The organism is Plesiocystis pacifica SIR-1, assembly GCF_000170895.1.
Classification (GTDB): domain Bacteria; phylum Myxococcota_A; class Polyangia; order Nannocystales; family Nannocystaceae; genus Plesiocystis; species Plesiocystis pacifica.
The window spans coordinates 34,926-57,196 of sequence record NZ_ABCS01000038.1 but is presented as its reverse complement, the minus strand read 5'-3'; the positions used below and the strand labels follow the sequence as shown (position 1 = coordinate 57,196).

The following is a 22,271-nucleotide window of genomic DNA, read 5'->3' as shown; positions in this document are numbered from 1 at the left end:
GCCTTGAGAGCATGGCCGCTCGGCCCCAGGACTGTCGAGGAAGATTCTCGACGAAGATTCCCCACGAGACCCGGCCGGGGACTCCCCTACCCCGTCATCTGACGGGGCCCCGCGTCACTCCACCGGCACGTTGAAGGCCAGGCGCTCGGTACGGGGCGCGCAGCCGGTGTCCTGGCAGATCGCAAACTTGAGCTCACCCGAGAAGGCCTTGTCCCCAGCCGCGCTCGCCGTGTAGCCCACGGCAAACTCCCCGCGGCCCTCGCCAAACTCGACGGCGTCGGCCTTGCCGTACTCGGCCTTGGCCAGGGACACGTCGGCCGGGGCCTCGACGGTCAGCGCCGTCGGGAACTCCATGTTGAGGTGCCAGCCATCGGCGGGGAGGACCTCGATGGTGACCTTGGCGGCCTCGCCCACCTTGGCCTCGGCGGGGCTGATCTTGACCTCGTACTCGTCGCCCGCGTCACCCGGGGCACCGTCGACCGAGGCGACCTTTTGCGGGCCGTCGACCGGCTTGGGCTCCAGGCTCGTCTTTGCGCCCTCTTCCGTGGGCGCCGCGTCCTTGCTCTCGCTCCCCGCACAGCCACCGGAGACCGCCGCAAAGGCACACAGGACAAAGGATGCAAGGCTGAGCTCGGAGGTCTTCATGGCGCAGGCTGGTTGGCGAGTAGACATCACAGCCTCTCAAACCGCAACCGGATGGCCGATGTAACCTCGCCGCGGATCACATCGGAGCGGACCTCCTCGATTGGCGCAAGCTCCGCTGACCAGGCAGGGGGGGGATCGGCGCGAACCACCACGTCTCCCGCCGGCACGCCGTCGATGCGCCAGCGCCCGCGGTTGTCGCTCTTGGCCTCTCCCAACAGCTCGCCGCTCGCCGTCATCGCCTGCACCCGCGCGCCGCTCACGGGGTCCCCGATGTCGTCGTCGACGGTGCCCTCGAGCGCGCCGCCGTCGAACAGCTCGACGGTCAGCTCGACGCGACCGCTGCCATCGTCACGCACGCGCACTTGCTGCGCGAGCCACCCAGGCGCGCTGAGCTCGACCTCGACCGCCTCCCCGACCAGCCCGGTGAGCTCGACCCGGCCGGCCTCGTCCGTGCTGCCCTCGACGTGCCCCGCCTGGGCGCGGACCCCCTCGAGGGCCTCTCCGGCCACGGCCGAGCGGACCAGCAGATCGATGGTCCAGCCCGCGTCGAGGACCTGCTCGACGAGGCCCTCATCCGGGGTCGAGCGCGCGTCCGCGGGCACGAAGTCCGGGTGCGAGAACATCAGCTCGACCCCGCCCGGGCCGAGCTCCTCGAACTCGTAGCGGCCCTTGGCGTCGGTCCAGGTGACCAGCGAGGGCGACAGCCCGTCCACCGGGCGCAGCTCGACCTCGACGTCGGGGATGGGCCGGCCGTTGCCGTCGACGACCCGACCTTCGAAGTGGGCCTCGGCCGGCTCGAGCACGACCTCGATGTCCTCGGCGCCCTTGCGCAGGTCCACGACCACCTCCTGCGGGACCATGCCCGGCGCGCGCACGACGAGGCGCTGCTTGCCCCGGCGAAAGCCCGCGTCGAACACCCCGCGCTCGTCCGTCGCCAACACCAACCCGTCGCCCAGGTCGATCTGCCCCCCGGGGATGGGCTCGCCGTTGCGCGTGCGCAGCACACCGGTCAGCGCCACGCCCTCGCGCAGGGTGAGCACGACCTTGGAGCGCACCTCGCCCGAGCGCACCTCGAGGGTCTGCACGGCCGAGGCGGCGTGGTCCCCGTGCACGGCCCAGATGCGGTGCGTGCCCGGCAGCAGCATGTCGAGGACGAAGCGGCCGTCCTCGTCGGCGACGACGCCCGACAAGCTCGCGCCCTCGTCCTCGTCGAAGAACAGCGGGATGTCGGGCACCGCCCCCTGGGTCACCCCGAGGCTGCCCACCTCCCCGCGGGCGCCCAGGGCCGCGGCGAACATGCGCGCGCGGGCGTCTCCCTCTCCGATCGCAAAGTCGACCTCGCTGTCGACCAGGACCTCCGCGCCGGCGACCGGGCGCTCGTCCTCGTCGACGACCACGCCCTCGATGCGCGCCGGCCGGGCGACCACGAGCACCAGCTCCTCGCCCTCGTAGCCCTCGCCGCCGACCTCGACCTCGACGGGCTCCGGCGGCAGGAAGCCGTCGGCGTCGACGCGCAGCAGGTAGGGGCCGGGGACCACGGGCCCGACCGCGGTCCGACCGTCCACACCCGACTCGGCGATCTTTTGCAGCATCCCGAGCTGGCCGTAGGCGAGGGTCACCCGGGCCCCGACCACGGGAGAGCCGTCGGGGTCCTCGACGCGCACGGGCACGCGAAAGGCCGGGACCACGGCCAGCGACACGCGCAGGTCGGGGGTCACGTTCTCGAGGGGAACGGAGGCGTACTCCTGGCCCCCGGGCTCGGCCGCGGGGACGACCACCTCGACGCCGTAGATGCCGTCGGGCAAGGCCTCGAACACGAAGTCTCCGGGGCCCAAGACCCGCGCGGGCCCCTCGGCCTCCTGCTTGGAATCCTCGGCTGGCCCCAATGGACGCTCGATCGCCGGCCACACCGACGAGCCCTCGAGGCGCACCCGCGCCCGCGCCAGCAGCTCGGGATCGGCCACCGCCGAGCCCTCGAGGTCGATGAGCGCGTCGAGGACCATCCACACCTGATCCTCCGGCGAGATCGCCTCGACGACCGACAGGGCGTAGCCTGGCGCGTGGGCCTGGAGGCTCACCGGGCCATAGGGAAGGGTCGACAGCGAAAAGTGCCCCTGTTCGTCGCTGACCGTGCGCCACGGCTCGGGCTCCCCGATGCCCGGCTGGGGCATCGCTTCGATCGACACCCCCGCGATGGGCTGCCCGCGCGCGTCGACGGTCTGCCCGGTCACCACGAAGCCCGGGCCCAGGGCGACCGTCGGCGCGTCGAGCCAGCGCACGCCGTCCTCCGACGTGGGCGTGTTCTCATCGGCGACGAGGTCGGGATCGCTCTGGGGCGACTCTTCCTGCGGCGGCGCGTTGGTGTCCCCGTCCCCATTTGGGCCGCGCGACTCCCCCGTCTCCTCGCCGCTCCCCTCTCCCGCCTCGCTCGTCTCCTCCGAGCCGAGATCGACGGTGATCACCCCGCGGAGGTGACCCTCGACCAGGAGCTCGAGCGCGACCTTGCCATCGCTCTGGGGTGAGAGCGCCAGAGCGTAGCTCCCGTCCGCTTCGCAGGGGGCGGTCCCGAGCTCGCGACCTTCCTGCCACGCGCGAACACGACAGCTCCCTGCGGCAGGGGGGTCCAAACGCGGACGCATCGCTTGCGTAGGTAGATCGACGGACGCTCCCTCGGCCCCCTCCGCGCCCGACTCTTCCTCCAACGCGTCCCCCGCAGACTCCGCTCCCGTGTCCAAATGGCCCGGATTCGCTGCCTCCTGGTCGACTGGGGCCCCGCCGTCCTCGCTGCCGGTGTCCCCATCCCCGGCCACAGCGGCTGAAGGGTCGCCAGGCGGCTCCTCGGCCAGTGCTTCCACGAGCACCCGACCGCGCACACCCCAGGAGTCTTTGTGCACAGTATGCGCATTCTCGGGGCTCTGCGCCTCCCCCATGGCGCGTTCCCGCACCTCGCCGCGCTCACTATGCTCATATTTAGACCGCACTGCAAACACGAGCAGGGAAAGGAGAATAGCCACTGCAATCACGGCGACCGCGCGTATACGTAGTCCTGCGTGTGACTGTTCGGGCGCGCTGGTCTCCTGACCAGCAACCTGTCCCGAGGCACCAGACCCTTCGGCCACTCCGCCCCCCTCGGTGTCCCCATCTGCACCACTGACCGCGACGTCACCGGCGCCCGCAGCGGTGTTTTCCGTGGGATCTCGGCCCTCGGGCATGTCCTCCGACACCGCCGCACCCTAGCAGCCAGGGCCCCGAGGATCATCTGCGTCGTTTTGCCCCGTTCTATGTGTAGCCCAACTCGCTACTTTCTCCAGTGCCAACTAATCACACGATTGTGGTCCTTCTCCCACTGTTCGTGCGCTCGACCAGCCAGCGGGGCGAAGTGCCCCGACGGCCAAAAATCCCCATGAAACGGCCACTGAGGGAGTTTCCACGCGGCGTTGGGTCCGCTGGCCACCACTCTTACCACCCTCAAAGTCACAACTTTTTTTTGCCTTCTGTCACTACTCTTTTTTCGACATCGTGGTACAAAATGGAAGCCGTGACCCCGCCCCTGTGCCCTCCTGCTCGAAGCGCCGAGTCGTCCATCGTGGACGGCCCCTTCGGCAACGAGTCTGGCACCTGGGAGCGCGCCACCTTGGTGGCCAACCGCTACCGCATCTTTGGCCACCTCGGCCAGGGCGCGGGCGGCTCGGTCTACCGCGCCCTCGATCGAACCCTCGGCCGGCCGGTGGCCCTCAAGCTGCTGCAGCCAGGCGAACTCGGCGAGGCGGGTCGCGAAGCGCAGCTGCTCGCGCAGGTCGGCCACCGCAACGTGGTCAAGGTCCACGACCACGGCTGCTCCGACGGCCTCGAGTTCCTGGTCCTCGAGCTCATCGAAGGCGAGCGCCTCGACGAGTGGCTCGGCCAGCGCCCCAGCCCCTCCGCCATCCTCGAGCGCTTCATCGAGGCGGGTCGCGGGCTCGTGGCCGTGCACGAGGCCGGCCTGTCACACCGCGACTTCAAGCCCAGTAACGTCATGCTGGCCGAAGATGGCCGCGTCGTCGTCATCGACTTTGGCCTCGCGCGCCCCATCGACGCCTTCGCTGGCCGCGGGCCCCAGCTCCTCGCCGAGGGCACGCTGGCCTACATGGCGCCGGAGTGCATCGCCGGACACGAGAGCGACGCCCGGAGCGACCAGTTCTCGTTTTGCGTCGCGCTGTGGGAGTCGCTCACTGGCCGCAACCCCTTCCGCGGCTCCGACCCGCTCAGCCGCTACCGCGCCATGCGGTCGGGCCCCCAGGGCAGCGTCGAGGGCATCCCCCGGCACATGGTCTCGGCCCTGCGTCGGGGCATGAGCTTCGAGCCCGCCTCGCGCTTCGCCACCTTGGCCGAGCTGCTCGAGGAGCTGACCCGCCCGGGCTCGACGATCGGCCGGAGCATGCGTCGGCCCGCGCTGACCAGCCTGGCCCTCGCCGCGACCTTCATGCTCTGCTGGGGCCTCGCCCCGGAGAGCCCAAACATCGACGTCGCCCAGTCAGACTACGACCCGCGCGTCGACGCGGCCATGGTCATCCTCGAGTCCGCGGCTCGCCGCGCCGAGGACGGCGACGGCGACATGGCCTGGACCGACAGCCAGCTCGCCCGAGAGATGCTGCTCGAGAGCGCCAGCCCCGGCGCGGAGGCCTACTGCGAGTTCGGCAAGCAGCTCATCCCCATCGGCGACACCCTCGTCGAGGGGGGCTCTTACGAGCAGGGCCGCATGATGTACGCCATGGCCATCAAGCACGCCGAGGACTGCGGCGAGAGCACCGAGGTCCTCGACGGCAAGAAGATGACCGCGCGCAACCTCGACCTGCTCGAGGCGGGCGTGGAGATCAGCGATGTGCGCGCCGATCGGCCGCGAGACATTCGCCGAGTCGACTGAGCAGCTCGGCTCGAATGAGCCGACACCACCAGACCAAAGGCCGGGGCAAACGCTCCGGCCTTCGCACGTGCCCTCCCCCACTTCGCCTCGCCTCATGGTGTGGGCTCGCGGGCGACGATGACCCGCCTCGCCGCGCTCTCCTGAGCGCCACACGCCGATGAGGCCCTGGGAACTCTCGTGGAACCTCGGCCCTCTCCTGGCCCATTCTGGGCCTCGCTAGGACTGGGGCCTCACCAGGACCAATTGAACGAGGGGAGCCGCGAGGCTCCCCCATGTCGTTCGCAGATGTGCCGCGAAGCGCGGCTTCAGCTCAGTTCGACCCGTCGCTGCACTCCGTGCCGGTCCAGTCGGCGCAGAACACGATCTCACCGGTGCAGGTGCCGCCCACGTGCTGGGTGCAGTTGCCGTCACCGTCGCAGCATAGGGCCTCCTCGACGCCATTCGACGACCCCGCGGAGCAGTAACCCTGGTCGCAAGCGTCGTTCAGCGCCACGTAGCTGGCAACTTGGGAGTTCATCGGGTCGATCACCTCGCCATGCTCGACGTAGTAGGGAGTCTCGCCACCGGTGCAGGCGCCGCTGCCTTTGAGGGTCGAGACACCCGAGGCCGCGTTGTAACAGACGTCCGCGCGAAGCACCGGCGCGTTCGGCCCGGTGTAGTCGCACGCCCCCTGTACGGACGTGCAGAGGTAACGATAGTTCGTCGCCTGACTGTCGCTAGCACCCACCAACAACCCCATCCCAACCGCGGCGGCCAGGAATCCTTGAACAACCTTGCTGCGAAGCTCCATGCTTCGAACACTACACCCATTTGCGATTCCTGTCTCGTCGACCGTCAACTACGCCCACCATTCACAATTGCCATTTTTGCTCTGAGCCGCCCTCAGCCCGCCCTGAAGGCACAAAAAAAAATCTAAAAAAAATTCGGAACCTGCCCTCAGGCCCAACAGAAGCCAGCTGAGTGGCTTTTTACCCCAATGAGGCGCACTTGATGACCCGCCCCGAGGCGGTCCGACCTTTGGGCCAGGCTCTGCCCTTTATCCACACTGAGATGAGTCACGATTGCGAACACCGCCGTCGTTTCATGTGTACATTCGCCACAGCGGTGAAGCTTTACAGACCGATGTGATGGGTACCTTTGCCCCAAATGACTCCAAATGTCACACCCACGCGTTGGGCCCGCGGAAACAAGGACCTCGAAATGAGAGAGGACTGCACATTGACCCCCACCACACTCCGGGAATGCTGTCCCAATTGGGCCCATGCCCTGTTTTGGGACGCCAATTTGCGCACAATACCCGCGCCTGGTGCGCTGCGCGTCCTTGCGAAGCCTGGTCGCCATCGAGTAGTCGACAACGCGATACGCGAGCCCCTTCGCAACCCACCCACGGCCCCTCGCCATGCACGGCATCTACCTCCATCACCATACGGTCTCTAAAGAAGAGATCGATCTCCTCGGCCACGCGGGCAATGTCCACTACCTCGAGTGGACCCTGGCCGCGGCGACGGCCCACTCCTCCGCCGCTGGGTGGGACTGGCCACGCTACGCGCAATTGGGCGCAGCGTGGGTCGTCCGTCGCCACGATCTCGACTACCGCCGGGCGGCCATGCTGGGCGACGCCCTGACCATCCATACTTGGGTGAGCGAAATCCGACCGGCGAGCTCGACTCGGCGCACCCGGATCGAGCGAGGCGCGGAGCGGCTGTTCGAGGCGACGACGACCTGGGCGTTCATCGATCTGCGTCGCGGCGCCCCGACCCGCATCCCGGCCGAGGTCCGTGACGCGTTCACCGTGCTCGAGGATGGTCCCTGAGCGAGCTCCAAGCGCACCTCCAGTGCGGCACCCGTCCCCGTCCCCAGGATGGCCCAGGAGCGGCCCAGGACGCCCTCGAGCCGCGCACGGGCCGGGTTGGGAGGCGGGCCGACTCCTGGGCTGGGGGCGGACTCACAGCGTCCTCCACGCAGCTTCCACGGACGAGACCGTCCGACGCTTGCATGCCTCGCCGAAGCTTGCTAAATGCCCGTTCCTCGCCTGCGAGGGCACCCCAGAGGGCGCGTAACTCAGTGGTAGAGTGCCACCTTCACACGGTGGAAGTCACAGGTTCAAGTCCTGTCGCGCCCAACCCGAGACGGCCAGTCACCCGACTGGCCGTCTCTCGTTTTTGACCATGGTCATCGCCGCGCACGATCTTCCATCGCCGCGCACGATCTTCGCGCGCTGCGTTGCGGCCGCGCGTGGCTTCGCGGTCACCACCCTCCAAAACACCCTGTCGCGAAGATGGCTCGATCCGACGCACGGATAATCGCGCATGTCTACAGTGCTTGGCCAACGGCGTACGTCGTGAAATAGTGAAAGCGTCTCTGGATGACGAGACCACACCATGTTCAAGCGCGAAGCAAAGAACTGGACGGTACAAGGCAACTTGATGGTGTCCTTTTACGATCCCGGCCCCATCGACGATGAGACCTGGCAGGACTACTGCGACACCGTCGCTTCGCAGCAGGTGCTCAAGGTCCTCGCGACCTCCGTCGGCGCCGTCGAGGTCAGCGCGCCGCAGCGCAAGTCGATGTCCCAGGCCCTCAAGACCGAGCCGCGCGTATCGGTGTCCGTCGTCACCGACGAGGCCATCGTCCGCGGCTTGATGATCGCCGTGTCCTGGCTCGGCCGCGTCGACGTCAAGGCCTTCCCCTGGCACAAGGTCGCGGCGGCCTACCAGCACCTCGGGCCCTCGGGCATCAACGAGAAGGAGACCCTCGACCTGGTCGACTCCGTGCGCCGGCGCGTCGAGGGCCACGAGGAAGCGTCCTGACGCGGCCAGGCTGCGCCCACCAGTTCGGGGCTCGGGGCTCGACGCCTCGGGCCCCGCTCAATTGAAAAAGCCCCCGCAGCGCGGAGGCTTCTTCGAACCTATTGAGGTCCTCAGGCGGCAGCGCCAGCCGAGGCCTCAGCGACGTCCTTTCCCTCCCACCCCCAGGTGCTCCAGCAGCGGGACAGAGAGTCGCCTTCTTCCATGCCGTAGCGGACGGTCTCGGCGTACCAGTCGAGGTTGCCCCGCATCCAACTCTTGAGTGATTCGATATAGGTGCAGCTCTCGCTGTCGCCGAGGGCGACGATGGCCTGCTCGAGGTCCATGAAGGCCTCGAGCTCCGCGTTGCACATCTCGATGGCGCGGTCGAGGGCGGCCTCCCAGCTCAGGTCGTGCTCGCTGGCCAGGACGATGACCAGGTTGCTCGTGGTGCTCTCGCTGATCTCCTTGTCGACGCCGTAGATGTCGTTGACCCAGCAGATGTAGTTGTTCGCCATGATCTCGAGCTGCTGCACGAGCATGTTGTCGGCGAAGTCCGTGCGCGAGCCGTCGATGCACAGGCCAGCGAAGTCGAAGCAGGGGTAGACCGCGCTGATCAGCAGGCGCAGCTTGGAGTAGGTGGCGAGGCTGGGGATGGAGCCCTGCATGCGAATGAATCGCTCCCAGCGGCAGCCCTCGATGTACTCCTGGATGTGGTAGCCGAGGCGACCGAGCCACGCGTCGGCGCCCTGCTCCGCGACGCGGTCGCGGATGTTGGCGAGGGCCGAGTTGAGGGGCGAGTCGGTGTCGTCAATCTCCGCGCCGTGGCCGATGGCGATGAGCCGGTTCTCGGCCGCGACCAACTTCTTGAGGTAGTCCTTCTCGGTCGACTCCTGCGTGTCACACATGTCGTCGTAGAAGAACAGGAAGGTGATCCAGTCGGAGATGAGCTCGAGCTGCCCGCGGGTCACCGTGGGGTAGGCCCGAGCGGCCAGCCACGTAAAGCGCGCGCCACGGAAGCGCTCGAACTTGGAGCCCGTGTCCTGGACGAGGCCCGACTCGACGGCCCAGCGCAGCGTGTGCTCGTGAGCCTCCTCCACGAACTCATTGATGGCCTCTTCGAGACCACATTCGAGGCGAGGACGGTCACCCCGTCCCTGGGTGGGCTCGAAGCTGAGGACCGGTCCATCGGGGCGAGAGAGGCGCTCGAGAGTGTTCGTGGTGGTCATGGCTGTCAGCTCGTCGGGAGTGGATGTGTGAAAAGCTGGTCGGTTTGCTCACCAATGGGTCGGCTAGCCGGCGCAAGAAATCGATACCTCCGGGCGGGGCGGAATGCAACAGATCACTATAATTTTTCTGGCCTGGCTGAACTACGGATGGCAGCTAATGTTGCCCTCGACGAAGCGCCAAACGGCGTAGGGGCGCTTGATATCGCTAAATTTCGTGTTTTGCTGGATGATCGAATGGCCACTTTGGAATTCCAGCTCTGCTGTAACAGGGCGTTTTCGCTCGGGCCGTCGGAGAATCCCAGTCTCGCGTGCTGACATCACACGCGGCGCACAGTACGCGTTTTTCTTCTGCGATCTCCGTGACTGCCCAATCACAGGCCCTGACTGCCCGATGGCTCGGCGAACGATCCTCAGCGAGCCGCCCGCGCGGCCAGGGTCATCCAGCGCCAGCAGCCCAGCCCGAGACCGCGGTCTCGAGCCGGGCCACCCGGTGAACGTCACCCGCGAAGCCAGCAAGGATGCCGAGGTGCTGCTGTCCCATTTCCTCGCCAACCCACACCCGTGTCATCGACACACCACGCCGGCCAGCACCTCGGCATTCCTGCCCTCACGAGAGTGCATCAACAGCTGATTGATGTCACTACATTTATCGCACCAAACACAATTCCAGTCAGGCAAGAAAATTGCCGTTCACGAATAATGATGCCAGCGTGATTGAATTTCGTGTAGTCGGAGCGCACTCGAAGCGGCCCAGAACTGGCCAAAGGGGCCGAATTCCGGCCAAATGGTCACCCTCCCGTGATCCAAGTTCACCGGAGATCGGCCCCCGCAATTGATTCAAGCGCGCAGCGGAGTACATATACCGAGTCTCTCCCACTTTCGGAGACACCGGCTCGACGGCGCCGGCGGTGTCGACATGAGCGGGTGGCGAGTCTCTCCCAGCCTGCGGTCCAGCCCGCCCTGGGGAGGAGTCATGGCCATCCGCGGACCTCCCGCCCGTGTTAGAAGAGGTGCAGCGTCCATGACCGAAGCCGAGATCCTGGCCGACACCGCGGGCTACTGCCTCGCCCGCCTCGCCAACCTGGCGATCATCGTTTGGCGCCAGACGCCGACGGTCGAACGCGCGCGCTTGGTCTGTGACACCTTCCCCAAGATCGCGAGCGGCCAGGGCCTCGCCGTGCTGACCGTGCTCCGGGATGGGGTGGGGCCCCCCGACGGCGGGGTCCGCAAGGTCTTCGACCAGACCATCCTCGAGCTCGACTCGCAGATCCTCGGCAACGCCCTGGTGATCGAGTTTGGAGGCGTGCGCGGGAGCCTGGTCCGGGCCGTGACCCGGACCCTCACCGTGGTCAGCCGCAGCAGCTTCCCGATCGAGACCTTCTCGACCACGGCGGCCGCGGCCGAGTGGCTGCCCGAGATCATGGCCCAGCGCGGTGGGATGGTCGTCGAGGCCGACACCATCGCCGGCGCCCTCGCCCGGCTCTAGCAGTCGCCCACCCCGGCCGCGCCGGGACCCATGATCCACGAAAGCATCGTCCACGGACTCAGCTGGCGTTGAACCCGTGGGCGGCTGCTAGCGATGACTCAAGCCCGCGGCGGACCCTGCCAGGGCTTGGCCTTGAACAGGCCGTCGGCGCGCTCGAGGAAGGGCGCCCGCTGGTTGGGGTCGATGTGCACGTCGACGACGAAGGGCCCCTCGGCGCGCATCGCTTGCTCGAGGGCCGCGGCGAGCTCTGACTCGTCCCGCACCGCAACGCCGTCTGCGCCCATGGCCCGGGCGATGGCGACGAAGTCCGTCGACGGCATGCTGACGGACTCCGGCGCGTAGCCGCCGTGGCGCATGCCGTGGTCGATCATCCCGTACTGCGAGTCGTTGAGCACGATCCACACCGCGGGCAGGCCGTACTGCACCGCGGTGCTGATCTCGCTGTTCATGAGCATCGCGCCGTCGCCCGCGATCGCCACGGCCTTGCGCCCGGGCTCGGCCAGCGCCGCCCCGATCACGCCCGTGACCGCGTGGCCCATGGACCCGAAGCCCGTCGAGACGCGGTAGCGGTTGGGCTCGTCGAAGCGCAGCAGATGGTTGCCCCAGGCGAAGGCGTTGCCGGCCTCGGTCATGACCCGCGCGCCCGCGTCGACCACTCCGTCCTGGACGCACTGCATCAGGAAGGTCGGCCGCACCCGGCGATCTTCGACGGGATCGAGGCGCTGGGGGCCGAGGTAGCCGCGCCCGGGCATGGTCGCGGGCACGTGATCGTCGAGTTGCTCGAGCAGGGCCCCGACGAAGGCGCCGATCTCCGCCTGCACGGTGCGCGTGTAGGCCAGCGGGTAGGCCTCGCCGCCGGCGTCGGGATCGATGTCGACGTGGATGAAGCCCTGATCCGGCACCATCCGGGGATCCCAAAAGGTCGTGAACTCGCCCAGGCGGGTGCCGAGGACGAGCACGCGCTGCGGCCGGTGACGCTCGATCCAGCTCTTGACGTGGCTGTGGCCGGCGAAGCCCGTGACGCCGATGAACTGGGGGTGGGACTCGGGGAACACCCCCTTGCCCCGGGGCGAGCTCATCACCGCCGCGCCCAGGCGCTCGGCCAAGGCGCGGATCTGCGGGGCGGCCGAGCGGGCGCCGAAGCCAACCCAGATGGCCGTCGGCCCAGCCGAGGTGTCGCGGAGCTCCTGGGCGATGCTCGCCACGGCCTCGGGGTCGCAACCCATCCGCATCAGGCTGCCGCGCCGAACCCCGCGGTCGCGGGTGACCTCGGCGCGCTGTAGATCGGTCGGCACGCTGACGTGGGCGACGAAGCCCCCGACCTTGGCCAGGCCCGTCTCGAGCCGACGCGCGACCCGGGCGAGCTGCTCCGGCGCGGCGACGGTCTCGACGTAGTCGAACACCGAGCCCGCGGTGAACAGGCCGACCGGGAGGGTGTGGAAGCTGGTGTCCTGGAAGGCGCCGCGGCCCGTCTGGGCCAGGGGCGTCGCGGCCGAGATGAACAGCACCTTGGCGCCTTCCCAGCGCGCGGCGACCAGGCCCGTGAGCGCGTTGGTGATGCCCGGCCCGGTCGTCGTGAACACCACCGTCGGGCGGCCGCTGGCCAGGGAGTCCTCGAGGGCGGCGAAGGCCGCCCCGGCCTCGTGGCGACAGTGGATCACCGACAGCTGCGAGCGAGACAGCGCGTCGTAGAAAGGTACGATGGCGCCGCCCGAGATCCCGTAGGCGTGCTCGATGCCCAGCTCCCCGAGGATCTCGACGAAGGCGTCGGAGAAGCTCGTGACCTCGACCCCAGCGACGGGTCCGGGCAGCTCCTCCCACAGCTCCCACGGGCCCGTGCCCGCGCGCCCGCGCAGCTGCGGGCAATCCTCGACGAACTCGTCGTCGCCAGACGGCTCGGGCGCGCCCCCGACCTCCCTGGTCGGAGGCGCCTCCCCGCCGTCGATGGTGCGGAGCCAGGCTCCTCGCTTCCGTGCGCTGTTGTCGACTGCCATGTCGTCGTCCTCTTTGAGGGTCATCGAGCCAATTCCCATTCGTGGCATCCGTGCCGTGAAAGCCAGGAACTGTCGCCGTTGATTCGGCGGTCTCACCGTCGTCCAGATTTCAAATCGGCTGAAATCGAAGACATTGGTTCTGTACCTTCGGACATCCCACCTTTCAAGAAAATTTCGATGAGGGTGGAATCGCAACAGATGTCCCATCCTGTCACGGTCAATCCTCATTTTGATTCAAAATGAGATGTATGGGTCGTGGCGAAACAGGGCAAAGCGGTCTTCGGGACACTTCAAAACGAGTCCCCATGCCAAAAAGTGCGCGTTTTTCTATTTTTAAAACTTGTCGCAGTGTGCAATAGCACAAATCCCTCGTACCGAAGGCGAGCTCGCAGTCATGAAAAAAGAGAGCGATCGATTACAGAGCGAGTGTACTCGAGTAGAGCAGCGAGCACTCCGCGCCCTCCTGTGATTACCATGAGATTTCAGCTACACTGGAATTCGAGAGAGCGTCAAGCGTGCGGTATCGCTCATCTCATGACACAGGAGTGCGCATATCTGAGGCAGAGTGCCCCAATTTTAATACACTCTGTGACTATCCGTGATTCGCGCGCAGGAGCTGGCCAAAGCCGCCCTCACGGCCGAGCCCTGGCGCGAAAGCACCCTCGGCGAAGGCCCGCCTGCCGCCGACGTACACGGCCCGGGTCGCGCGGTCATTCCGCCGCACCAGCCGGCTCAGCCCGTCGAAGCCCGCCATCGGCTCCTCGTGGATGTGCTCGAGGGCGTCGTCGAGGCCCGCCGGATCGATGACCACCACGTCGGCGCGCTTGCCCGGGGCGAGGCGGCCGACGTCGAGGCCCAGCCAATCGGCGATCTCCGAGGTCAGGCGCTGAATCGCCGCCTCGGGGCTGAGCACCGCCCGACCCTCGCGCTGGGCGTCGGTGACGAGCTTGAGCATGCGCAGCGGGAAGTTGTAGTAGGCCATGTTGCGCAGGTGGGCGCCCGCGTCGGAGAAGCCGATCAGGGTGTCGGGGTGGCGAACGATCCACTCCAGCCAGCGCGGGCGGTCGTTGGCGACCACGGTGAACCAGCGCAGCGCGTGGCCGTGCTCGGCGACCAGATCGAGCATCGCGTCGATGGGGTCGAGGCCCCGCTCGGCGCCGATGTCCGCGAACGAGCGGCCGACGAGGGCGGGCTCGGGGCAGGCCTTGATGCGGGTCTCGGCCAGGTCGCGGTGGTAGGCCCGCCCCAGGATGGGGTTTCGCCACTGTCGCTTGAAGCGCTTGCGAAAGGCCGGGTCGCGGAGCAGCGCCGCGCGCTCGCCGGGGTCCTGGAAGTGCAGCGCCTCCGTGCCCGCGCCGATCTCCTCGAACACCGGGACCTCGATGCCGTCGACCCACATGTCGAAGGGGTTGGGCAGGGCCTGAAAGCGCAGGTCGCCGCGCAGCAAGGTGTTGGTCAGCCGCGCCACGGTCCCGACGACGCGGTGGATGCCCCGGGACGCGATCGCGTCCATCATCGCGATCAGCGTGGTCTTGAGCGCCCGCCGACCCAGCCCCGTGCTGAGCAGGGCGAAGAGCGCGACGTTGACCTTGGTCGACACGTTGGGCACGCCCTGGAGCACCGCCCCGCGCTCGCGCAGGATCTCCGCGAGCGCGCGGTACTCCGACCAGCTGGCGAACACCGAGGGCGTGGGCCGGCTGCGGAATTCCTCGCCGTCCATCTTGTCCCAGGGCAAGGTGTTGATCGACAGGCCGATGTAGCCGGCGTCCAGGGCCTCGCGCAGCAGGCTCTGCATGCGCGCGAGCTCCTCCGCGCGGGGCCGCACGCGCGCGTCGAGGCTCGGGCCCAGGCCCATGGCCTCTGCCCGGATCGCCGAGTGGCCCAGGAAGGCCGCGACGTTGGGGCCGAGGGGGAGCTGGGCGAGGTGCTCGAAGTAGGCCTCGGGCCCCGCCCAGGTCTTGGTCTGCTCGAGCAGGGGCTTGACCGTGCTGCGCGGGATCCCCTCGACGCGGCAGAACATGTCCGCCAGATCCACGGGATCGCCCACGGCCATGCTCAGGCCGCAGCTCCCGAGCACGATCGAGGTGACGCCGTGGCGCACGGACTCGCCGAGGCTGGGCATGATCTCGACCTCCGCGTCGTAGTGGGTGTGCAGGTCGATGAAGCCGGGGCTCACCCAGCAGCCCTGGGCGTCGAGCAGCTCGGCCCCACAGGTCGCGAGCTCGGCCCGGGTCGCTTCGCTCAGGCCGCCCGCGACGAGCTCCCGCACCCGACCCTGGGCGAGCACGAGATCCCCCTCCACGGGCGGGCGACCCTCGCCATCGAAGATCGAGCCCCCGTGAATCACGACATCGGCCTGCGCCATGGCGCGATCATAGACGAGCCGGCGTGCCTGCGTGGCCCCCCGAGCCTCCAGGCCCCGCGGCTCGCGCCTTCCTGCTATCGTCGCCGCGCGCCATGCTGCAGGACACGATCATCGAAGTCGCTCTGGGGCTGATGTTCCTCTACGCGCTGCTCAGCCTGGTCACGACCTCGGTGACCGAGGGCTTCGCCAACCTCTTCTCGACCCGCGAGCGCGCCCTGAAGCGGTGGCTGGCGCACATGCTCGGCGACACCTGGGTCGACGCCCGCGGGCGCAATCAGGGCATCGCCAAGGACCTCCTCAATCACCCGATCATCCGCGGCCTGGCCGCCCAGGGCAGCTCCACGGACTACATCCCGACGCCGCTGTTCACCAAGGCCCTGCTCGAGGTGCTCGCGCCCCCCGATGACAAGGAGCGGCGGATGCGTCCGGACACCTACGAGGAGCTCCACGCGATGGTCCACGGCATCGAGGAGTCGGCGCCTCTGCGCCGGGTGTTGTTGAACCTGTGCACCAATACCCGCCGGGACCTCGGCCAGGCCGAGCGCAACATCGAGATGTGGTTCGAGGCCTCGATGGAGCGGCTGAGCAGCCACTACGGCCGGCGCTCGCAGATCACCGCGTTCGTGTTCGCCACCTTGGTGACCGTCGTCGGCAACGCCGACTCCCTGATGATCGCCAACGCGCTGTGGTCCAACTCGGAGCTGCGCCTGTCCATCGCGCGCCAGGCCGTGGGCTTCGACGAGGAGATGCGCGCGTCAACCGAGGGCGACGAAGACGAGGACGCGTCGAGCGACGGCGCCGACGGAGAGGACGCGCCCGCGGAGCCGGCTGCCGCTGAGGCCGAAGGCGAGGCTTCCGAGGGCGAAGACGCCGGCCGCCAGATCAGCGACAAACAGCTCATCGCCAAGCTCGAGACCATCCAGGCCATCGACGGCTTCCCCTTCGGCTGGTCCCTCGACCCCGTCGACCGCCGCTCCCCCCCGAACAACCTGTTCGACTGGCTGATGAAGCTGATCGGCTTTGGGATCACCATCCTCGCGACGACCCTCGGCGCCCCCTTCTGGTTCGGCCTGCTCAGCCGGGTCATCAACCTGCGCGGCGGCGGCAGCAGCGAGACCACCGAGGCCCACAACCAGGCGGTCGCCAACGCCCTCGACGGCGACGGCGATCCCATGCGTTGACGGGGCCACGAAGGGGGCGCCCCCATGACTCACGTCACGGCGGAGCTCGGCCCCCGCTCGGGCGATGCTCTTCGGTCAACTGCGCGCGCCACTCGGCGTCACCCTCGACGACTGGGGTCCCTGCCTCGCCACTGCACATCATCGAGAGAACCCGTTTCTGAGTCGTGGACGTGGGGCAGGGAGGGCGTGGCGTCGTCCACGACGGCCAAAGTGGACAGGGACTGTGAAAACTTCACAGTCCCTGAATCGAGTCGCTGCTTGGGAGCCTCGCCGAGCGCTATGATGCGCCGATGACCCCGGTGGATCCGAGCGAGGCGCGCGTGGGTGCGCGCGAGGACTCGTCCGCGCGGGGAGGGTCGCCTCGCCCCGAAGGGCCCACTGATCCGGGAGCGGTGCTTGCCGCAGCCGCCGTGGACGCGCTGCGTCGCAGCGAGCGCGCCGAGGCCCTCGAGTCCCAGGGCGAGGTGCGCGTGGACCTCGAGCCTGGCTGGCGCCCCGAGGCCGAGCGCCCCCTCGAGCCCGGCGCGCTGTTCAACCGCTACATCATCATCGAGGTCATCGGGACGGGCGGGGTCGGCATCGTCTACACGGCCTACGACCCCGACCTCGACCGCAAGGTCGCGCTCAAGCTGGTCCGGACCTCCAAACGCGGCAGCGAGCGTCGCCGGGCCCGGCTGATCCGCGAGGCCCAGTCCCTCGCGCGCCTGTCCCACCCCAACGTGGTCCCCGTGTACGAGGTTGGAGCCGTGGCCGAGCAGGTGTTCGTGGCCATGGAGTTCATCGACGGGCAGACCATGCGCGAGTGGCTCGAGGCCAAGCGCCGCTCGTGGCGGGACATCGTCGGGCTCTACGTCCAGGCCGGCCGGGGCCTCGCGGCCGCCCACGCGGCCGACATCATCCACCGCGACTTCAAGCCCGACAACGTCCTCGTCGGCCACGACGGCCGCGTCCGCGTGCTCGACTTTGGCCTGGCCATCCCGGCCAGCGACGCCGCCTTCGAGTCCCACGCCGAGGGCATCCTCGACACCAACGGCCGGGCCCGGCGCGAGTCCGCCGACGAGCCCGACGCAGACGACGAGCCCCGCCGCCGCCAGCGGGCCAAGTCCCTGCCCAACCTCCTGGCCACGCCCACGCCCCTGACCATCGAAGGTCGGATCATGGGCACCCCCGCCTACATGGCGCCGGAGCAGGCCGACGGCCGGGCCGCGGACTCCCGGGCCGATCAATACAGCTTCTGCGTGGCGCTGTGGGAGGCGCTGTTTGGCCAGCGACCCCGACGCGGCGAGGCCCTGAAGATCAAGCGCGGCCACCCCGGCGCGAGCGAGGTCCCCGGCCGGGTCCGCAAGGTCCTCGAGCGCGGGCTCAACCCCGACCCCGAGCGGCGCTACGTCGACATGGTCAGCCTGCTCGACGCCCTCGAGGCCCAGCCGCGCTCGACCCCCCTCGTGCTGATCTCGACCCTGCTCCTCGCCTTCGCCTTCGCCGGCGCGGGCGTGGCCCTGACCCTCGGCCTGAGCGAGGACGACGAGGCCCCCTGCGCCCCGCGCAGCGAGTCCCTCGCGGGGGTCTGGGACGAGGACCTGCGCGAGCGCATCGGCGCCCGGCTGACCGCGTCGACGGCCACCTTCGCCCCCGACACCTGGGCGACCATGGCCAGCGAGCTCGACGCGTGGACCGAGCGCTGGCTCGAGGTCGGCGTCCAGACCTGCGAGGCGACCCACGTCACCCGCGAGCAGTCGGCCGAGATGCTCGACCTGCGCATGGCCTGCCTCGATCGCCAGCTCAACACGGTCGCGGCGGTCACGACCGTGCTCGCGACCGACGCCGGGGCTGAGGCCGGGACCGAAGCGGGCAGCGACGAGCAGCCCGCGCGAGCAGGCGTCGCGACCCTCCTCGACGAGGCCCTCGACGCCATCTTGACCCTCCCCGATCCGCTCCGCTGCCGCCGCGCGAGCCTCCTCGACGAGCTCGACCGTCGCCAGCCCAAGCCCGAGCTCGTCGACGCCATCATCGAGGTCCGGGCCAAGCTGACCCGCGTCGACGGCCTGCTCGCCCTCGGCCAATACAACCAGGCCCGGGCGCTGCTGACCAAGCTCGACGAGCGCAGCATCGAGCTCGACTTTGCCCCCCTCGACGCCCAGCTGCACCTCGCCCACGGCCGCCTGTTCCTGCTGACCGGGGAGCAGTCCGCCGGCATCTTCGAGCTGACCGAGGCCTGGCTCCTCGCCCAGTCCGCCGGCGACGACGAGCTGACCATCGAGGCCAGCAACCGCCTGACCGAGGCGCACACGGCCGAGGGCGCGTTCGAGGAGGCCCAGCTGTGGCACCGGATCGGGACCTCGACCTTCGAGCGCATCGACGGCGACCCCAAGACCAAGGCCCGGCTGCTGCGCGCCGGCGCGACCTTGGCCCACCAGCGCGGCGACTACGAGCGCGCCCTCGCCGATCGCCTCGAGGTCGTCGACATCGTCGAGACCCTCTACGGCGAAGATCACGTCGAGGTCGGTCGGGAATTGCTGCACCTGGCCGTGACCCGCGAGCGCCTGGCCCACTGGGACGAGGGCCGCAGCGAGCTCGAGCGCGCCCTGACCATCGTCGACGCCGAGCTGGGCCGCGGACACCCCCTGCGCGCCGAGGCCCTCAACGGCTTCGGCACCCTGCTGCGCTACCAGGGCAAGAACCGCCAGGCCCTCGAGCTCCACCGCGAAGCCCTCCAGATCTACGAGGCCGCCTACGCCGACGTCGGCGGGCTGCACGTCGCGGTCTCGGGCACGTGGAACAAGATCGGCATCGCCCACCACAGCCTCGCGGACCACGAGGCCATGAAGGCCGCCTTCGAGCGCGCCCGCGACATCCTCATCGAGCTGTTCGGCCCCGACAACGCCCGGCTGGTCAGCGTGTACCAAAACCTGGCCACGGCCGAGGCCGAGCTCGGCCACCTCGACGCCGCGCTCGCGACCTTCGAGCAGGCCAAGCGCGTGGCCCTGTCGACCTACGGCGAGCGCCACAACTCCGTGGGCTTCATCCACTACAACACCGGCGAGCTGCTGTTCGAGCGCCGGGACTACGCGGCGGCGGAGCAGAGCTACCGCGAGGCCGAGGGGGTGTGGCGCGATCTGGTCGGCGGCGAGCACGAGCTCGTCGGCCTGGCCATGGGCGGTCGGGCCAAGGCCATGCACCGCCAGGGCGAGGTCGAGGACAGCCTCGAGCTCCAGCGCAAGTCCCTCAACCTGCGCGAGAAGGTCCTCGGCACCGAGCACGAGGAGCTCGCCCAGCACCTGCTGTGGATCGGCATCGGCGAGCTCGAGCGCGACCCCGAGGCGCACCCGGGCAGCGTGACCCGGGCCATCGTCGTGCTCGAGCGCGGCGTGTCCCTGCTCGACCAGGCCGACGCGGCGCACCCCGTCGTCCTCGCCCAGACCGAGTTCAACCTCGCCCGGGCGCGCTGGCAGGTCGCCGCGGCGGCGCCGGCCCGAGCAGACGCGGGCGCGGCCGAGCCCAAGACCTCGCCGGCCTCGCGGACCGAGGCCATCGCCCTGGCGCGCAAGGCCAAGCGCAGCCTCGAGCGCCTGCGCGAGGAGACCCCGCACGCCTCGGGCGCCCACGAGCGCGCGGAGCCCTCGGCGCAGACGGACGAGGCGGGCGACCCCACGAACGAGCGCGCCGCGCTGCTCGAAGAGATCAACGCGTGGCTCAGCCAACACGAATGATCCGGCGGCGCTGCCCGAGTGAGCCGAACCATGTTCGAGCGCGCCGCTTCCCTTGGGATTGACCGGTAGACAAGCCCACCCGAGCGCTAGCGTGGCGCCTGCCCATGCCGCGCACGACCGTCTCTACCCAGTCCTCCCCCGCCCTGATCCTCGCCGCCTTCGCGCTCACCCTGGCGTGCTCCGACGACGGCGGCGCGGACGAAGCAGACGCAGGCAGCGAGGACGAGGTCGGCGAAGACAGCACCGACGACGCGGACACCACCGAAGACGGGACGAGCGAGGGGTCCAGCGAGTCCGAGACGGACACCGAGTCCACGACCGACACGGAGTCCGAGACGGACACCACCGGAGGCGAGCCCGCCGAGGGTCTGTGCGAGGGCCTGACTCCGTCCACGGTCCCGCCCGGCCGCAGCACCGCCCCCGACGGCCCCCCGCCCTTCGCGGTCGGCGAGCACACCAACCTCTCCCTTGGCGCCCTCGCCGGGGTCGAGCCCGTCGAGGACCCCGTCGCGCCCGGAGCCGTCGACGCCGGCCTCGACCTCGGCGCGGCCACCTACGACCTCCGCGTGCCGCCCAGCTACGACGGCGAGACCCCCCACGGCCTGATCGTGTTCATTAATTCCGGCAACAACGGCAGCTTGCCCAGCAACGGCTACGCCAACGAGCTCGACGCGGGCGAGCTGCTGTGGATCGCCCCCAACGACGCGGGCAACAGCGTCAACGTCGACGTGCGCATGGGCCTGGCCTACCTCGGCACGCTGTGGGCCCTCGAGCACTACGCCATCGACCGCTCGCGGATCTACGCCATGGGCTCCTCCGGCGGGGCCCGGAGCGCGAACATGCTGGCCTACCAGTATCCGCAGCTCTACACCGGCACCCTCGCGCGCTGCGGGGCCAACTACCCGGCCCAGGTCGCCCAGGACTACGAGACCCACGAGCCCGACAGCCACTACGAGTTCTGGGGCCCGGGCTTCTTCCCCGACGTCGGCGGCCAGCCCTACCTCGAGCACCTGCGCAGCTTCGAGCGTCGCTTCGCGCTGATGACCAGCTTCGACGACTTCCGCGAGGGCGACATGATGAACATCTACCACCACGGCTTCGAGGCCGACGATCTGTTCGCGCGCTTCATCGAGACCTCGGGCAACCACTGCGCCAGCAACGAGGCCCACCTGCGCGACGGCCTGGGCTTCGTCGAGCACCCGCTGTGGCGCGTGGTCGAGGACGGCTTCGACGACGGCGAGCTGGGGGTCAACGCGGGCCTCGGCGACGGCCTGGTCGACCGCGAGGGCGCGACGGGTCCGGCGTTCGAGGACGGGGGCGCCCTGCACCTGCCGGCGGAGCCCGGCGCGGGCCCGAGCGCCGCGCTGATCCGCAACCGCACGGGCTGGCGCGACCGCCACGGGCTGATCTGGCGCGCGCAGCTGGACTTCGGCGACGCGCCCGGAGGCGCCGCGGAGCTCGGGGTCCTCGCCCACGATCCGGCCGTCCACGGCGACGATCTGTCCGCGGCGCCCGTGAGCGTCGACGAGGCCGTCGGCCGCCCCGCGATCGTCCTGCGCGTGCTCCCCGACCCTGCCCGCGTCGAGGTCCACGTCGAGGTCCCGAGCCTCGGCCTGAGCCTCGAGCCCTTCACCGCGCCGATCGACGACTGGGCCCCGGCCGACGGCCCCCTCAACGTCAAGCTCGAGGTCTGGGACCGGGAGCTGCAGATCGATCTCGACGCGCACCTGGGCGAGGTCACGGCCCTCGAGGGCGCGCGGGTGCTCGACGACGGCCGGACCATCCGCGTGCGCTGGCGGGAGCTCCTCGACGGCGACGAGGGCTGGCCGGCGAGCGACTGGCCCGCCAGCGAGGGCGCCGTGCTCAGCCTCGCCTACACCGCGGGGGAAGCCGCGGGCAGCCTGGCCGTGACCTCCGTGCGGGTCGAGGACGCCCTCGGGCTGTCGTGCGAGTGAGCCGCGCGGCAACCTCC

Annotated in this window: 13 protein-coding genes and 1 tRNA gene; 8 read left to right on the top strand and 6 right to left on the bottom strand. The window is 69.3% G+C overall.

Translation table 11 applies throughout. The features are described from left to right. Nucleotides 1-114: 114 nt before the first annotated feature. A complete protein-coding gene (locus PPSIR1_RS19950) occupies nucleotides 115-645 on the bottom strand; it encodes a protein-disulfide reductase DsbD family protein (RefSeq protein WP_006972935.1) in 531 nt (176 codons plus the stop codon). A gap of 26 nt (nucleotides 646-671) precedes the next feature. Continuing rightward, nucleotides 672-3,284 carry a carboxypeptidase-like regulatory domain-containing protein gene (locus PPSIR1_RS19945; RefSeq protein ID WP_157595742.1) on the bottom strand — a complete coding sequence of 871 codons (2,613 nt, stop codon included), beginning with the start codon at nucleotides 3,282-3,284 and terminating at the stop codon, nucleotides 672-674. A gap of 899 nt (nucleotides 3,285-4,183) precedes the next feature. Between PPSIR1_RS19945 and PPSIR1_RS43260 the strand changes: the two genes are divergently transcribed. Beyond that, complete coding sequence (locus PPSIR1_RS43260; RefSeq protein WP_157595741.1) at nucleotides 4,184-5,548, top strand: serine/threonine-protein kinase; 1,365 nt, start codon at nucleotides 4,184-4,186, stop codon at nucleotides 5,546-5,548. A gap of 310 nt (nucleotides 5,549-5,858) precedes the next feature. Here the strand turns inward: PPSIR1_RS43260 and PPSIR1_RS19935 are convergent, their stop codons facing one another. Further along, the gene (locus PPSIR1_RS19935; RefSeq protein ID WP_006972932.1) at nucleotides 5,859-6,338 is read right to left on the bottom strand and encodes a hypothetical protein; all 480 of its coding nucleotides are present in this window, start codon (nucleotides 6,336-6,338) and stop codon (nucleotides 5,859-5,861) included. 609 nt (nucleotides 6,339-6,947) lie between these two features. On the opposite strand from PPSIR1_RS19935, the gene PPSIR1_RS19930 reads away from it, so the two are divergent. The 3 genes from PPSIR1_RS19930 (at nucleotide 6,948) to PPSIR1_RS19920 (ending at nucleotide 8,358) form a co-directional block, all read left to right on the top strand. Further along, nucleotides 6,948-7,361, top strand: a complete 414-nt coding sequence (locus tag PPSIR1_RS19930) for an acyl-CoA thioesterase (RefSeq protein ID WP_006972931.1) — start codon at nucleotides 6,948-6,950, stop codon at nucleotides 7,359-7,361. 237 nt (nucleotides 7,362-7,598) lie between these two features. Beyond that, nucleotides 7,599-7,670: transfer RNA gene (locus PPSIR1_RS19925), tRNA-Val, on the top strand. 259 nt (nucleotides 7,671-7,929) lie between these two features. Next, complete coding sequence (locus PPSIR1_RS19920; protein ID WP_006972930.1) at nucleotides 7,930-8,358, top strand: hypothetical protein; 429 nt, start codon at nucleotides 7,930-7,932, stop codon at nucleotides 8,356-8,358. Nucleotides 8,359-8,468: 110 nt separating this feature from the next. Here PPSIR1_RS19920 and PPSIR1_RS19915 read toward each other — a convergent pair whose 3' ends face one another. After that, nucleotides 8,469-9,434 (bottom strand): terpene synthase family protein, encoded by a 966-nt coding sequence (locus PPSIR1_RS19915; RefSeq protein WP_157595740.1) that lies wholly within the window; start codon nucleotides 9,432-9,434, stop codon nucleotides 8,469-8,471. Nucleotides 9,435-10,584: 1,150 nt separating this feature from the next. Between PPSIR1_RS19915 and PPSIR1_RS19910 the strand changes: the two genes are divergently transcribed. Then, nucleotides 10,585-11,049 (top strand): hypothetical protein, encoded by a 465-nt coding sequence (locus PPSIR1_RS19910; protein ID WP_006972928.1) that lies wholly within the window; start codon nucleotides 10,585-10,587, stop codon nucleotides 11,047-11,049. Between the two features lie 98 nt (nucleotides 11,050-11,147). Here the strand turns inward: PPSIR1_RS19910 and PPSIR1_RS19905 are convergent, their stop codons facing one another. Continuing rightward, nucleotides 11,148-13,043 carry a thiamine pyrophosphate-dependent enzyme gene (locus PPSIR1_RS19905; protein WP_198154560.1) on the bottom strand — a complete coding sequence of 632 codons (1,896 nt, stop codon included), beginning with the start codon at nucleotides 13,041-13,043 and terminating at the stop codon, nucleotides 11,148-11,150. A gap of 592 nt (nucleotides 13,044-13,635) precedes the next feature. Then, a complete protein-coding gene (locus tag PPSIR1_RS19900) occupies nucleotides 13,636-15,408 on the bottom strand; it encodes an N-acyl-D-amino-acid deacylase family protein (protein WP_006972926.1) in 1,773 nt (590 codons plus the stop codon). 92 nt (nucleotides 15,409-15,500) lie between these two features. Between PPSIR1_RS19900 and PPSIR1_RS19895 the strand changes: the two genes are divergently transcribed. The 3 genes from PPSIR1_RS19895 to PPSIR1_RS19885 all read left to right on the top strand — a co-directional run bounded on the left by PPSIR1_RS19895 (nucleotide 15,501) and on the right by PPSIR1_RS19885 (nucleotide 22,254). After that, nucleotides 15,501-16,589 (top strand): hypothetical protein, encoded by a 1,089-nt coding sequence (locus PPSIR1_RS19895; protein ID WP_006972925.1) that lies wholly within the window; start codon nucleotides 15,501-15,503, stop codon nucleotides 16,587-16,589. 392 nt (nucleotides 16,590-16,981) lie between these two features. Next, entirely contained in the window at nucleotides 16,982-20,299 is a 3,318-nt protein-coding gene (locus PPSIR1_RS19890; protein WP_198154559.1) for a serine/threonine-protein kinase, read from the top strand. Nucleotides 20,300-20,403: 104 nt separating this feature from the next. Further along, nucleotides 20,404-22,254, top strand: coding sequence for a hypothetical protein (locus PPSIR1_RS19885; RefSeq protein ID WP_006972923.1), 1,851 nt, complete (start codon nucleotides 20,404-20,406; stop codon nucleotides 22,252-22,254). Nucleotides 22,255-22,271 lie beyond the last annotated feature (17 nt).